This is a genomic window from Pseudoalteromonas sp. GB56, from assembly GCF_054923835.1.
Window position 1 is genome coordinate 2,936,900 of the sequence record NZ_JBPCHK010000001.1, and the last position, 14,787, is coordinate 2,951,686.

General features: G+C 45.7%; 13 protein-coding genes and 1 pseudogene. 7 read left to right on the plus strand and 7 right to left on the minus strand.

What is annotated here, in order from left to right; genetic code table 11:
- Nucleotides 1-15: 15 nt before the first annotated feature.
- From ACH19P_RS13630 to ACH19P_RS13655, 6 genes and pseudogenes are all read right to left on the minus strand, one after another.
- The gene (locus ACH19P_RS13630; RefSeq protein WP_462159085.1) at nucleotides 16-1,110 is read right to left on the minus strand and encodes a PQQ-dependent sugar dehydrogenase; all 1,095 of its coding nucleotides are present in this window, start codon (nucleotides 1,108-1,110) and stop codon (nucleotides 16-18) included.
- Between the two features lie 115 nt (nucleotides 1,111-1,225).
- Nucleotides 1,226-3,120: pseudogene (gene parE / locus ACH19P_RS13635) on the minus strand (DNA topoisomerase IV subunit B).
- A 24-nt stretch (nucleotides 3,121-3,144) separates the two neighbouring features.
- Nucleotides 3,145-3,726: a YqiA/YcfP family alpha/beta fold hydrolase gene (locus ACH19P_RS13640; RefSeq protein WP_462159086.1), complete on the minus strand. Its 582-nt coding sequence runs from the start codon at nucleotides 3,724-3,726 to the stop codon at nucleotides 3,145-3,147.
- Nucleotides 3,711-4,490, minus strand: a complete 780-nt coding sequence (locus ACH19P_RS13645; protein ID WP_462159087.1) for a metallophosphoesterase — start codon at nucleotides 4,488-4,490, stop codon at nucleotides 3,711-3,713. Before ACH19P_RS13645 ends, ACH19P_RS13640 begins: the two co-directional genes overlap by 16 nt.
- Complete coding sequence (locus ACH19P_RS13650; RefSeq protein ID WP_462159088.1) at nucleotides 4,477-4,935, minus strand: DUF1249 domain-containing protein; 459 nt, start codon at nucleotides 4,933-4,935, stop codon at nucleotides 4,477-4,479. The genes ACH19P_RS13645 and ACH19P_RS13650 overlap by 14 nt, the downstream gene beginning before the upstream one ends.
- A complete protein-coding gene (locus ACH19P_RS13655; protein ID WP_462159089.1) occupies nucleotides 4,932-5,561 on the minus strand; it encodes an NUDIX domain-containing protein in 630 nt (209 codons plus the stop codon). The genes ACH19P_RS13650 and ACH19P_RS13655 overlap by 4 nt, the downstream gene beginning before the upstream one ends.
- A 182-nt stretch (nucleotides 5,562-5,743) precedes the next feature.
- Between ACH19P_RS13655 and tolC the strand changes: the two genes are divergently transcribed.
- From tolC to ACH19P_RS13670, 3 genes are all read left to right on the plus strand, one after another.
- Nucleotides 5,744-7,105 carry an outer membrane channel protein TolC gene (gene tolC / locus ACH19P_RS13660; protein WP_462159091.1) on the plus strand — a complete coding sequence of 454 codons (1,362 nt, stop codon included), beginning with the start codon at nucleotides 5,744-5,746 and terminating at the stop codon, nucleotides 7,103-7,105.
- 125 nt (nucleotides 7,106-7,230) lie between these two features.
- Nucleotides 7,231-8,157, plus strand: a complete 927-nt coding sequence (gene lpxL / locus ACH19P_RS13665) for an LpxL/LpxP family Kdo(2)-lipid IV(A) lauroyl/palmitoleoyl acyltransferase (RefSeq protein ID WP_462159093.1) — start codon at nucleotides 7,231-7,233, stop codon at nucleotides 8,155-8,157.
- 59 nt (nucleotides 8,158-8,216) lie between these two features.
- A complete protein-coding gene (locus ACH19P_RS13670; protein ID WP_462159094.1) occupies nucleotides 8,217-8,789 on the plus strand; it encodes a TcpQ domain-containing protein in 573 nt (190 codons plus the stop codon).
- On the opposite strand, the gene glnE is transcribed toward ACH19P_RS13670, so the two are convergent.
- Complete coding sequence (gene glnE, locus ACH19P_RS13675; protein WP_462159095.1) at nucleotides 8,786-11,605, minus strand: bifunctional [glutamate--ammonia ligase]-adenylyl-L-tyrosine phosphorylase/[glutamate--ammonia-ligase] adenylyltransferase; 2,820 nt, start codon at nucleotides 11,603-11,605, stop codon at nucleotides 8,786-8,788. The two genes, ACH19P_RS13670 and glnE, sit on opposite strands and share 4 nt — an antisense overlap.
- Before the next feature lie 70 nt (nucleotides 11,606-11,675).
- Between glnE and ACH19P_RS13680 the strand changes: the two genes are divergently transcribed.
- From ACH19P_RS13680 to gshB, 4 genes are read left to right on the plus strand one after another with little or no spacing between them, the layout of a single operon-like run.
- Entirely contained in the window at nucleotides 11,676-12,566 is an 891-nt protein-coding gene (locus ACH19P_RS13680) for a DUF350 domain-containing protein (protein WP_462159096.1), read from the plus strand.
- Between the two features lie 14 nt (nucleotides 12,567-12,580).
- The gene (locus tag ACH19P_RS13685; RefSeq protein ID WP_462159098.1) at nucleotides 12,581-13,003 is read left to right on the plus strand and encodes a hypothetical protein; all 423 of its coding nucleotides are present in this window, start codon (nucleotides 12,581-12,583) and stop codon (nucleotides 13,001-13,003) included.
- Between the two features lie 36 nt (nucleotides 13,004-13,039).
- Nucleotides 13,040-13,774, plus strand: a complete 735-nt coding sequence (rsmE, locus tag ACH19P_RS13690; protein WP_462159099.1) for a 16S rRNA (uracil(1498)-N(3))-methyltransferase — start codon at nucleotides 13,040-13,042, stop codon at nucleotides 13,772-13,774.
- Nucleotides 13,775-13,830: 56 nt separating this feature from the next.
- The gene (gshB, locus tag ACH19P_RS13695; RefSeq protein ID WP_462159100.1) at nucleotides 13,831-14,784 is read left to right on the plus strand and encodes a glutathione synthase; all 954 of its coding nucleotides are present in this window, start codon (nucleotides 13,831-13,833) and stop codon (nucleotides 14,782-14,784) included.
- The last annotated feature ends 3 nt before the right edge of the window (nucleotides 14,785-14,787 follow it).

The window sequence follows — 14,787 nt, forward strand, 5'->3', positions numbered from 1 at the left end:
GCTTCTTATCCAAACTTACTTTTTATTATATTGGATGCGATAGACAGCGTTCGCGAAGTCGTCTGAGACGAGCAAACTACCGTCTGGCATTTGCACCATAGCTACCGGGCGTCCGAAGGTTTCTTCGTTCTCCATAAAACCCGTAATAAAGGGTGTGTAACCGGTTACTTTGTCGCCTTCAACGTTTGCAACCATGACGCGATAACCCGCCTTTTTAGAACGGTTCCACGAGCCATGCTCAGCGACGAACAATTGGTTTTTGAACTTGCTTGGGAATTGTTCACCGGTATAGAAGTGAATCCCCAGCGGCGCTACGTGCGCACCCAAATTCAAAGCTGGCTGAACGTAATCGGTGAGTGCTTTACCTTCACCAAATTCAGGGTCAGCGATAATACCGCCATGGAAGTATGGGAAACCAAAGTGTTGTCCAGGCTCGGTGATAACATTGATTTCACACGGTGGCATATCGTCACCCATCATGTCACGACCATTGTCGCTGAACCACAGGTTGCCCGTTTTTGGGTGGTAATCAAAACCTACTGAGTTGCGCACTCCTTTGGCGATAGTAGATACTTTTTTAGTATCCATATCCAAAGAATAAATCAGGCCAAATTCTGGATCTTCGGCACAAATGTTACATGGCACGCCCACAGGGATAATCAAATCACCTTGTGGTGAGAAACGAATAAACTTCCAGCCGTGGTGGCTTTTATCAGGCAACTGGTCAAACACCACTTCCATTTGTGCTTTATCAAGGTTTTTGTCGATGTCTTTAAAGCGCACAATACGCTGCACCTCAGCAACATAGAGATCGCCGTCTTTGAAGGCGATGCCAGAAGGCATATTAAGGCCTTCAGCTATAAGCACTTTGCGCTCCGCTCGACCGTTGTTGTCAGCGTCGATTAACGCGTGTACCTTGCCCGCCTTTCGCGAGCCCGCATAAACGATACCTGAGTCAGACAACGCTATCTGACGCGCATTTTCAACATCCAATGCATACGGCTCGATAGTAAATCCTTCAGGTACCACTAGACGCTCAGTGATATCAGCAGCGTGAGTACTACCAACGAATGCTAAGCCAATCAAAGTACTAAGAATTTTATTACGCATGTTAACCCTTTTAAATCTTTAACGTGCACAACACGACGCATGTGTGGGCACGAGTTATTTTGCAGCACCCTGACTAAAACAGCTTTCACACTCAGGATGCTCTGTTTGATTATTATTACAGTTCGACTTCGGCCTTGTCGCCGTGATCTCTAGCCACTGACGACGATCGCCAGAGCGTTTTTTCGCAAGAAGCATGTCCATCACTTCGATCGTTTTTTCTATCTCATCCAAAGTAAGTTGTACGAGACGACGGGTATTTGGATCCATGGTTGTCTCACGTAATTGCAATGGGTTCATTTCACCCAAACCCTTAAAGCGCTGCACGTTTACTTTGCCACGCTTTTTCTCGGCTTCAATGCGATCGAGTACCCCAGTTTTTTCGTCTTCATCGAGGGCATAAAACACTTCTTTGCCGACATCAATACGGTACAGTGGCGGCATCGCCACATATACATGGCCTTGGCGCACAAGTGTTGGGAAGTGCTTTACAAATAACGCACATAACAAGGTAGCAATGTGTAATCCATCCGAGTCAGCATCGGCGAGGATACACACTTTGCCATAGCGCAGCCCGCTTAGGTCTTCGCTATCTGGGTCAATACCCAGAGCGACAGAAATATCATGGACTTCTTGCGACGCCAAAATTTGCCCTGACTCGACTTCCCACGTGTTGAGGATTTTACCGCGCAGCGGCATGATTGCTTGGAAGTCACGATCTCGTGCTTGCTTTGCTGAACCGCCCGCAGAGTCACCCTCTACAAGGAAAAGCTCAGTACGGTCAATTTCGCTGCTGCTACAGTCAGTGAGTTTGCCCGGCAGTGCAGGACCTTGTGTGACCTTCTTACGCACCACTTTTTTGGCCGCGCGCATCCGACGCTGCGCGTTACTGATACACATCTCAGCCAGTAATTCGGCAACATCGGTATGTTCGTTTAACCACAAGCTAAATGAATCTTTTACCACGCCAGAAACAAACGCAGCGCTTTGACGCGAAGACAGCTTTTCTTTGGTTTGCCCAGCGAATTGTGGGTCTTGCATCTTAACTGAGAGTACATAGGAGCACTTGTCCCAGATATCTTCGGGCGTTAAGCGCACACCGCGAGGCAATAAATTGCGGAATTCACAGAACTCACGCATGGCCTCTAGCAGACCTTGGCGCAATCCATTTACGTGCGTACCACCTTGCGCTGTTGGGATCAGGTTTACATAACTCTCTGTAATTGACTCACCACCTTCAGGTAACCAAAGTAGCGCCCAATCACACCCTTCAGTGGCACCACTAAACTCACCTGTGAACGGCTCACTCGGTAGAGTTTCATATCCCTTAGTGGCGTCTTTTATGTAATCTTTTAGGCCCGCTTCGTAGTACCACTCTTGCGTTTCTTTGGTTTGCTTGTTGACGAAGCGAATACGCAAGCCAGGGCAAAGCACCGCTTTCGCTTTGAGTACGTGATTGAGTTTGCTCAAAGAGAAGTTGGCGGAATCAAAATAGCTAGCATCAGGCCAAAAACGTACCGAAGTACCTGTGTTGCGTTTACCAACTGTGCCAGTTACTTCAAGGTCTTGTACTTTGTCGCCATTGGCAAAGGCGATGTCATACACTTGCCCATCGCGACGCACAGTGACTTGCACGCGGGTAGATAACGCATTTACAACGGAAATACCTACACCATGCAAACCACCTGAAAATTGGTAGTTCTTGTTCGAGAACTTACCACCGGCATGCAGCTTAGTGAGGATCAATTCAACCCCTGGAATACCTTCTTCAGGATGAATATCCACCGGCATACCACGGCCATCATCAATCACTTCTAGAGAATTATCTTCATGAAGTATCACATCAACCTTGGTGGCATGACCCGCAAGGGCTTCATCCACACTGTTATCGATAACCTCTTGACCAAGGTGATTTGGGCGGGTGGTATCTGTATACATGCCCGGACGGCGTTTTACTGGGTCCAGACCATTTAATACTTCAATCGCTTCGGCGTTATAGTTCTGTTGGCTCATATTCTTATTCGTAAATAGCCTTTATTATTGAGGGTCTGTTGACCCCAGAGTGATATTCAAGAATCGCGCGATGGCGCCAAAATAGCGCTCAAATCCTACAAAACGGTGATCGCCTCCCGGCTCCACCACCTGCTGACAGTTTTGGTAATAGTCAACAGCCTGCTTATAGGGTAACACTTCATCACCTTCTTGTTGTAACAAAAACAATAGCTCGGGGGAAGATAATTGCTTTAAATAAAGTTGCTCCAGCGCAAGCAAATGCGTTTTATCGAGCACGTAATGAATGTCTTGGTACGGGTTGTATTGCTCGCCGAGATAATCCACGAACATCGTAGATGGATTAACCGCTGGATTGACCAACACCGCGGGTAAGTGGTGCTTCTGTGACAAGTAGGTTGCATAAAAACCACCGAGCGAACTGCCAATCAACGCAGTCTCTTTATCAATGATTGATTCCAGCTGTTCTATTGCTGTGGCGGGGTTATGATGTAAACGTGGCACCACGTATTCTCCAGACCACAGGTCTAGATACTCGCCTAGCTGCACCGCCTTTTGTGATAATTCCGAACTGTTAAAGCCGTGAATATAAATTAGTTTTGTAGCCATTTTACCTGTGTCGTCAATGTGCCAGACTCGTCGATAAGTACTGTTCGATAGGCAGGCCCAAGCTGCTGTTGCTGCCAATCACGGGTGTGTTTGGTAAATTGAATGGATGTGGCTGGCGTACCGAGGATTTGAACACCTTCATAGTTCAACTCGTAATTGTTGTGCGCATGACCATGAACCACCGCTTTAACGTTGTGGTGCTCACTGTTGATCAATTCGAGTAATTGCGCGCCATTATCAAGAATGTGCTTATCAATATAACCCGCTACCGGCATAGGGTGATGATGACCGATGAGGATTTGAGCAACCTGGGTATTCTTCAAGCTGATGTCGATGTCAGATAAGTGGGCTGGTTGAATCCACCCTGCTGGCGTCGTGCCTTTGGTATTAATGAGCAACACGTGGGCAAACGGATGAACTATGTGCTTTGCCGCCTTTATTTGCCCGTTGCTGATACTGTGTAATTGCGCTATTTCATCGTGATTGCCAGGCACCCAAAAAACAGGGCACGAGAGCTCACTTTGGTTGATGAGTTCGGCAAACACTTGGTATGACTCAACGCTGTGGTCCTGAGTAAGATCGCCACCGAATACCACAAAATCAAAATTCTCTCGCGCCATCGCTGTCAGTGTTGCACGCAAGTTCTGCGCACAATTTACATGGAAGTATTCACCATCTAAGTCAGCAAACAAATGGCAATCCGTAAAGTGGCCAAAATATAAAGGCTTGGCCTTTGAAAATTCGAATTGATTAAACCAAGTCACTGCCACAATCCCAATCCAGCACGGCTTCGCCGTGGGTCATACAGAACGTTAGCCAGTCATGCAGAAACGCATTCACCTGATATTTTTCATCTTTTTGATGCATCTTCGGGTTTGGGTAACCATATGCTGGTTTAATGCGTTTGTGATAATCAGGGTGCACCACCTCAGCAACCCGAGCATCGTGGTATATACGCACATTCATCGGCGGCGTAAACATGCCGTCAATGGCCCCTTGCACTTGGGTGATGCAAATATCTGTTGTGTACTTGGCCGTGTGCTCAATCTTTACCTGATAACGTTCGTGGGTAATATCCAACAATTTCGTCGCGCCCACGCGCTGCTCTTGCGGCAAAATACGAATCACATTGGTGTAATTGCGCTCACACAAAGTCAGGTATTTTGGTAATGATTGAATGTATCCGGCCTTTCTAACCACCCTTGTCACTCTTTATTCCACTGCTGTTGTAGTCGCTGCTCGTTAAGTGCTAACCATTGTAGACTAATGACCGTAGCCGCGTTATCGATTTCACCTGATGCGAGTCTATCAAGCGCTTCATCAAGGTCCATCACATGCACTTTTATATCTTCGCCCTCTTCGTCTAGACCATAAACTCCACCCACATCTGTGTTGCTTAAATCTGTCTGCGCCAAATAGAGATAGAGTCGTTCTGTTGTGCCGCCTGGGCTTGATAAATAAGACAACATAAATTCCAATTCGCCCAACTCAAGACCTGCTTCTTCTTTGGCTTCTTTGCGCACAACATCAGGGTAATCTTCACTGCCATCAGCCATTCCTGCAATGCACTCCAATAACCAAGGATTGTCTTTGCTAGCGAGTGCACCAATTCGAATTTGTTCAATCAACACAATGTGTCGAGTTTTTGGATCATAGGGCAAAACGGCCACAGCATGACCACGTTCAAGGATTTCACGTTGAATCGTTTGGCTACGGCCGCCGGCAAATAATGCATGGTTAAATCGGTACAAATCTATTTTAAAGAAGCCTTGAAAGACTCTTTGCTTACTCTCAATTTCAACATCATTACTTTTGAAACTGTTGATTTTATTCATATAAAACAAGCCGATTACGTAAATTAACAAAAACAAGAATAAACGCTACCGTTTACCCTTCCGCAAAATATAAATTCTGTTACACTTAAGCATACCTTATTTACGCTTTTACTTTTCAAAAGCGTGCCTAAACACGGTAACATGCAGATAATTCGCTACAAATTCTAAGGACTGTACTGATAATGAAAAAGACACTGTTGACTACCTTGCTTGCGCTAAGCTTTAGCTCTTACAGTCATGCCGAAGACCTATTACAGGTTTACCAAATTGCCCTTGAAAACGATCCGGTTGTTCTTAAAGCTAAGGCAACTGCAGAAGCACAACAGCATAACACAGACCGTGCTCTAAGCGCTTTGTTACCGCAAATTGGTTTCACTATGGGCTACACCAAGTCTGACAGTGATGGTTTCGACATCGATTCAGATACAGGCATGTTGCTCGATGTGAACACTGAACGTGATACATTCACGCGTAACATCAGCCTAAACCAAGCTATTTTCGATTTAAACGCATGGCGCTCACTGGACATTGCCGACAAACAAGCTCTGCAACAAGAAACTGCGTATAACCTAGCTCAGCAATCTTTGATTGTCCGTGTTGCACAAGGTTACTTCGATGTGCTGAGCGCAATCGATACGCTTGAATTTGTACAAGCAGAAAAGCGTGCAATTGAACGCCAGCTAGAGCAAACAAAACAGCGCTTTGCGGTGGGCTTAACTGCAATTACCGACGTACACGAAGCTCAAGCACAGTTCGACAACTCAGTTGCCCGTGAAATCGTCGCAACAAATGACGTTGAAACAGCGCGTGAAACATTGCGAGAAATCACAGGTAAGTATCACGCGAAACTCGATACGTTGAATACAGATACATTTTCAACAGTGAGTCCGAGTAAAGCGAATAATGATTTCGTTGAATCAGCTAAAGCGAACAACTTAGAGTTACAAGTTTCAAAAGCAACTGTAGATATTGCTAAACAACAAATCGATTTAGCGCAGGCAGGTCACTACCCTAAACTAGTGCTTAATGCATCATACGGCGACTCGCTAACCAATACTGAAATCGGTGTTTCTGGCAACACGATTAACCGTGATTATATCCCTCGCGAAGACCAAGCAAGCATTGGCTTAAACTTCAGCTTGCCGATCTACTCAGGTGGCGCAACGGTTGCCTCTACAGATCAAGCGCGCGCATTGTACGTTGCTGCCAGCGAAGACTTAGAAGCAACACTTCGTAGCATCACGCGCCGCACAATCACATCATACAACCAAGTTGTGTCAGACATCGCAACGTATAAAGCGCTTGAACAAGCTGTAATCTCAGCAGAGAGTGCATTGCAAGCAACAGAAGCGGGTTTTGAAGTGGGCACGCGTACTATTGTTGACGTGTTGATCAGCACACAAAACTTGTATAACGCGAAACGTAACTTAGCTAACGTACGTTATCGCTATGTAGTTTCGACGCTGTCATTGAAACAAGCAGCAGGTACGCTAACAGCACAGGATCTTGAAGCTATTAACCAAGGTCTGACGCCACAAAACTAACCAATTCGGTAAGTTTTAACCCTATTCGCTAAGTAAAACAGCGACCTCCAAAGCCAGCTTAATGCTGGCTTTGTCGTCTCAATGACGTATACTGAGCGCCATTAGTAACGTTAAAACTTACGCTCGTGGTAAACAAAACTTCCTTCCAACTCGCCTTTTTTGCTCCGAAGTATTGGCCTAGCTGGCTCTCTATTTTTCTTCTGTACACATTGAGCTGGTTACCGCAGTCATGGCAATTAGCAATGGGTAGAGCGCTCGGCCGGCTGGTACACCGTTTTGTGAAAAAGCGTCGCAAAATCGCTGAAGTTAACGTGGCGCTTTGTTACCCAAGTATGAGCAAAGAAGAACAAGCCAAGTTAGTGTTACACAACATGGAAAACACCGGCATGGCGATTTTTGAAAGCGCTATGGCATGGTGGTGGCCGCAATGGCGTATCAACCGCATAGTGGGTTCAATCACCGGGTTGGAACACATAGATAGCGCCAATAACGAAGGATGCGGTGTATTGTTGATGGCACCCCACTATTTACACCTAGAAATGTCTTCACGCATTATGGGCACGCAACGCCAAGCCGTTGGCTTTTATAGACCACACAACAATGCATTGATGGACTACTTCACAACGAAAGGTCGGTTGCGCTCAAACAAATACCTTGTGGGTAAACGTGATGTCAAAGGCTTGCTCAAAGCTATCAAAGACAAAAATTTCTGCTATTACCTGCCTGATCAAGACTATGGCAGAAAACGCAGTGTGTTTGCCCCTTTCTTTGCAGTAGAACAGGCTGCGAGCACCACGGGCACACTCATATTTGCCTCGGCCAGCTATTGCAAAACTCTCAGTGTTGAGAGCCGCCGAGATGAACAAGGCAAATACCATATAGCTATTCAGCCTGCGTTGGAAAATTTCCCAAGCGGAGACGAGGTTGCAGATGTCACTGCGGTGAACAAACGCATGGAAGACGCAATCAAAAAGTCACCTGAACAATACATGTGGCTGCATCGTCGCTTTAAAACGCGTCCAGATGAGAACGCCCCCTCGTATTACCGATAAAGTAGTCAGTTACAACAACTCCATCTATGCTTAATAATAATAAAAAGGAAGGCACCGCAATGTGGTTTTGGATCAAGCATTTATCTTTGGCATTTATTTTAATATTTGCCGCAGCCTATTTTCTTCTGGGCGACGGCCCTATGTTCAAAATTCAAGAAAATAATGCTGCCGCGTCTGGCTTATCGCAATTTTATGCCAACATTAAAAATTCTGTGCGTAATGCTACGGAGCGCGAAAAGTATGTGATTGATTTGGGTGAGCCAACTGATGACTTAACGGCGTTATTGGAACAGCGTCTGGGCAAAGTACAAGAGACGGATATTCGCTGGAAAGGAACGGTCAAAGCACGCCGTTTTAGTGCCGGCGCAACACTAAAAAAAGCGATGAGTGATTACGCAAAAGAAGAAGGCGTAGCATTTTACTGGTATCTAGGTAAAGACTATGTAGTTAAGCACCCGTTCCGTGTTGATGACTCCTTTGTGTCGACGCTCTATCAAGTTGGTCAAGCGATCGACAGTGATTTTGAGTTCGAGGTGCAAACCTTTTACTGTAATCGCGAGCGCGCAGCCATCATCACTGAGCGCCCTTCACCTTACATTAGAGAAAACTGCCTCAAGGTTTCACGTTCTTAATGCTCAGTTGGGAGGCACAAATACGCTTCCCATACTTGTTGCACCGATGAAATCTCTTCTTCAAGCTCCACTTTTGCCATTACTTTATCTTGATTACGTAAGCTTAGGACATGATACAAACCGCGATAATGACAATAGGCATGGATCAATTGCTTAGCTTGTTCTTCGCTGATACAGCCACACTGTGCCGCCATTTCTAGAATGCGGATATTGTCGGAGTAAGTCACTAATTCTGGGAATTTTCTAGCGTTTGCAAGCACGAGGTACTGCGTTATAAATTCGATGTCCGTCATGCCTCCAAATCCTTGTTTTAAGTCGAACATCATTTCACTGTCTTGACTTAAATGGACACGCATTTTCTCACGCATTTGCACTACGTCATTTAGCAACTCATTATGGTCGCGTTTTTGTGTCAGAACGTGTTTGCGAATTTCATCAAACCGATTGGCGAGATCGTCAGTGCCATAAATAACACGAGCTCGAGTGAGCGCTTGATGCTCCCATGTCCACGCTTGTGTTAATTGATAATGTAAAAAGCTTTCAATGTTAATAGCCAATAACCCTGATGCTCCCTCTGGACGAAGACGCGTGTCTAATTCGTACAAGATCCCCGAACTCGTGCGAGTGTTAAACAGGTGCATCAGGCGTTGAGCGAGTTTTAAATAAAACTGCCGAGCGGATATTTGCTTTTCGCCATCAGTGGTCGTATCGCCCTCATGGTTGTGCACAAACACCAAATCCAAGTCTGAGTCATAGCCCAGCTCTAAACCTCCCGCTTTACCATAGGCTATAACCGCGAAGCCCTTATTCTCGATATCGGTGCCTTCAGGGCACCCAAAACGTGCAACCATTTGTTGCCACGCAAGGTTTACCGCTTGCTCAACAATCGCTTGAGCGAGCGCTGTAAGGTGATCACTGACTTTCATCAGTGCCAACACACCAGTGGCATCAGCGGCGGCAATACGTAATTGCTGAGTTTGCTTAAACTGGCGAAGCGCTTCCATTTGCAGCTCTAAATCATCTTCGTCGATGCGCAAGAAGTATTGACGAACTTCACTGGCATACGCATCCAAAGGCAATGGTTTGTACAAAGCCGCTGGGTCAATCAAATCATCCAGTAAGATAGGATGATGGGCTATTTGCTCACCAATCCAACGGCTATGGGCACACAAACGCACCAGCTGTTGCAAAGCCCCTAAATTTTCCAGCAAGAGCTCAAGGTACGCTGTTCGCGACATGATTTTGTCGAGGACATTGGTCACCAACGAAAACACTTCTCCACTGGCATGCACTTTTTGTAGTTGTGCCAGTACTTGCGGCATCAACTTATCGAGGGTGTCTCGCCCACGTTTACCAATCGGCTTTTTACTGACTCTGTCTTTGAAGTGACTTAGCGGGTTTTGCCAACTTTGCCGTTGCTGTGCATCTACCATCACATCACTCAGCGCCTCACTGTCGCCATGCTCCCACGCCAACACATAGCTCGTTTGCACCGGCGCACTCTGCTCCGGTTCAAAACCTATTACATGTTCAAACTCTTCACGAATACGGGCCATTGCTGCATCGATTTTGACCCTGCAAGCTTGCTCAGACTCCTCACCTAATAGATAACTGAGCCTGCACCAACCAAGGTCATCAACTGGAAGTTGTTGTGTTTGCTCATCATTAAATATCTGCAGGTACTGCTCAACGGTACGTAGCAGTGCATAGTCATGCCATAGTTGTTGATATTGAGTCTGATTGAACACTCCAAGCCCAGTTAGCGCCATCAATGCCGCATGCAAACCTTGCGTTTGCAACTTAGGCTCTCGCCCACCCCGAATCAGTTGTAAAGCCTGCACCACAAACTCAACTTCACGAATACCACCAGCGCCTAATTTGATGTTATCGACCAGCCCTTTGCGGCGAACTTCTTGTGCTATCAATGATTTCATTTTACGCAGAGATTCAATCACCGAAAAATCAATGTAACGTCGGTATACAAATGGACGCAGCATTTGGTAAAAATCATCTTGATGTTTGGTTTGCGGCCCAATTAAACGCCCTTTAAGCATGGCGTAGCGTTCCCACTCTCTCCCTTGCTCTTGGTAATAATCTTCCATCGCCACAAAGCTCATTACCAGTGGGCCACTATCCCCAAATGGTCGTAAACGCATGTCAACACGAAACACGCGACCGTCCACTGTATGCTGGTCCAAAGCGGCAATGACTTTTTGCGCCACTTTAGTGTAAAACACCTGCGCTTCGATACTGCGTCGCCCCCCCTGAGTGGACACCATGCGCGGATAGGTAAAAATAAGGTCGATATCAGAGGAGTAGTTAAGTTCAAAACCACCCAGTTTGCCCATCCCTAAAATCATCATCGGCATAGGTGTTCCTTGTTCATCCAAAGGTTCACCATTGACCTTGCTCACTTCAGCATAGGCCCAACAATTTGCAGCATCAATCAGTGCATCACTTAGTTCTGATACATACCGCATGGAGTCAGCGATCTCGTTATCGCAAACTAAATCCAAGTACGCGACATGCAGCCAATACTTTTGACGATACAATCGCAACTCACGAAAACATGTTTTTTCATCTATGTCGGCCAGGGGCGCCGAAAAAACCTGGCAGGGTGTGTTTGACTGCTGCTGTTCATTCTCTAACAGCCACTCACCCCACTGAGGATGAGCACTTAACACCTTGTAGGCAAAGTCACTGAGCGACAATAGGGTTACCAAAGCAACACTAAAATCCTGATGATGATAAATTTCTTGAAAGCGTGTTTCACCAAGTTGTTGTAATGACGTGGGAATACTCTTTGATGCTGGCATGAATAGCTCTCTTTTAAGTTACGGCCAACCGTACTAGAATGAATACAAAAGTTACTCTAATGTTGCCAGTATGACGTATTTTTCCTTGTCAAACGAGTCCCTGTATACCTTTGCGATTAGCTTTGTGGCGATTGCGTTAGTGCTCTTTGCGTTACGCATATACACACAGGTCAAAGCCCGCCAAGCACTCGATGTTGAGTTAGCACATAGAGATAATTTTGCATTGGGGATCAGTTACGCCAGTTATCTTCTATCCTTGGTACTGGTGATTGGCTATTTGATTGACGATTTCTCCCTCGCTGTTATGAAACAAACACCTTGGAAAGTCCCGCTGCTACTGGTGTTAATGTTACTGTTCGTCAAAGTGGGCCAAGCAATCCATCGAAAATGGATACTCAGTCGCTTTAATGAAGAAAAAGCTATTTTAAAGCAAAATGTCTGCGCTGCTTTGGTCGATTCAGGCATGTTATTGGGAAATAGTATTGTTGTTATTGGATTAGTTAACTGGTCGCAAACCAATAGCCTATACTCTCTATTGGTCGTGTTCGTTAACTTTTTAATGATTCAGGGAATATTTGCCCTCGACAGCAAGGTTCGCGAAGCGCGATTTGCTAAATTTAACCAAGGTGCTTCCTTGCAAACAAATTTCAATTTAGAGAATACATCCATCGGGATTCGCTACGCAGGAAAGTCATTGGGGTTAGCGTTGGCCTTGTACGCTGGGCTTGCAAGTGCGGAGTATTACAGCGGTAAGATGGTGGAAAATGTCTTTACATTGGCAGTTCACTGCGGTTTTATGTGGTTAGCTGTAAAAGCCATGACTCGAATTGTTTTAAAGATTGTGCTTTTCAAAGTAAACACGGGTGTAGAAGTCGACCAACAAGACAATGTGGGAATTGCAGCCGTGGTTTTTTGTGTTTATTGCGCAATGGGCTACTTATTAATTCAATTTTTTACCTAAGAATGAGGTAGTGAATGGACTTAAGCAACTTTCTATTAATAGATAGCGATCCGCTTCTGAGCCGTGCCTTTTGTGCGCAGGTGAATAGCGAGGAGCTAATTGTTGCCGGTGCAAACACGCGTCATATGGTAAAGCTCATGTTTGATCACAATGCTAAAGACTACTGCTATTGTGATTTTGAAAACGAAATAAGCGTAGCAGAACTCTCTAGTTACATGTCTCGCCATCACAAAATTGAAGGCGTGTTAATATTTGCTGAAATCTACGAGTCCGCCGGCAACACTCTCAAATGGATCATTGACTCCTTGCATGAGAATCGTGTTCTCATTGTTAAACATCCAACGCATTATGAGTTCAAAAAATTAGACACCGTGTTTCGCAAGAACCACTTAAGCTGCAATCAAGACCCCGAGACACTTGCGCATTTAGGCGACTAGTTTAGACTGTCGGCAAAGCCCCGATAGAGCAAGTTTATGAGAATTCCACACATTTATGAGCCAATGCCATTGAGCTTAGGTACCGACGTTGAATTGGGTGACGATGCCGCAGGTCATGTCGGTCGCGTACTGCGTATGCAAAGCGGCGATCAGGTTAGCTTATTTAATGGCGAAGGTGGCCAATACCTTTGCGAAATAGTGCAGACGAGCAAAAAACAAGTCATAGTAAAGCCAATAGAGTTCAGTGAATTCGAATGTGAATCGCCACTGTCAATTCACCTCGGCCAAGTCATTTCTCGCGGCGATAAAATGGATTTCACTATTCAGAAATCGGTCGAGTTAGGCGTGAGTGAAATCACCCCTCTTTTCAGTGAACGTTGTGGCGTAAAACTCGCCGCAGATAGACTCGAGAAAAAGCATCAACAGTGGCAAAAAATCGCGATTGCTGCGGCAGAACAATGTGGTAGAAACCGCATCACGACCATTCACCCACCCATTTCCTTAGAACAGTGGCTGGCTCAATCAAGTGATGAAACTAAGCTTACGTTGCATCCACGTGCTGAACACAGTATCAAAACACTCGCGGCGCCGAGCACTGGTGTGCGCTTTCTAGTGGGTCCAGAAGGCGGGTTTACTGACGAAGAAATCGCTGCAAGTCACAGTAATGGCTTTACTGATATTCGCCTAGGCCCTCGAGTTCTTCGAACAGAAACAGCGGCATTAACGGTCTTAAGTGCATTGCAATTAGAGTTTGGTGATCTAGCTAATTGATTTTTTAGCGCGCCAACCCCATAACACAATTAGATATTTATTAAGCGAGCAAAGCAATGGCAATAAAACTCGGCATAATTAGCGACCCAATCTCTGGATTTAACATCAAAAAAGACACTGGCTTTGCCATGATGTTAGAAGCGCAAAAACGTAACTACGAACTGTATTACATTGAAATGGATGATTTGTTTTTACGCCAAGGCCAAGCGTATGCACATGCTGCTCGCGCGCAGGTGTTTAATGACGTAAATAAGTGGTATGAACTTGAGCCACAGCAAGATGTTGCACTTGCCGATCTTGATATTATTTTGATGCGCAAAGACCCGCCATTTGATACTGAATACATTTATGCGACCTATATTCTTGAGCGCGCTGAAATGTCGGGAACGCTGGTCGTAAACAAGCCTCAGAGTCTGCGTGATGCCAACGAAAAACTGTACACCGCATGGTTCAGTGAATTTACACCTGACACACTAGTCACTCGCTCAGCAAAACAGATTCGCCAATTCTTAGCCGAACATGGTGACATTATCCTTAAACCACTCGATGGTATGGGTGGCGCGTCGATTTTTCGTGTAAAGCATGATGACGCCAATATCGGTGTCATTATTGAAACGCTCACCGAACACGGCAGTCGCTTCGCTATGGCTCAAAATTACATCCCAGCGATCAAAGACGGTGACAAACGCGTATTGGTTGTTGATGGCGAAGTCATCCCTTATTGCCTTGCACGCATTCCACAAAATGGCGAAACAAGAGGTAATTTGGCAGCAGGTGGGCGCGGTGAAGTGCGTCCGTTGAGCGATGATGAACGCCGTATTGCAGAAGCGCTAGCACCGACGCTCAAAGCCAAAGGCTTGTTGTTTGTCGGGCTCGACATCATCGGCGACAAGCTGACTGAAGTGAATGTAACAGCGCCTACCTGTGTTAAAGAAATTGAGGCTGAAACCGATATTTCTATTACAGGCCAATTTTTTGATGCCTTGGAGCGCAAGCTCAAAGACGCCTAATAA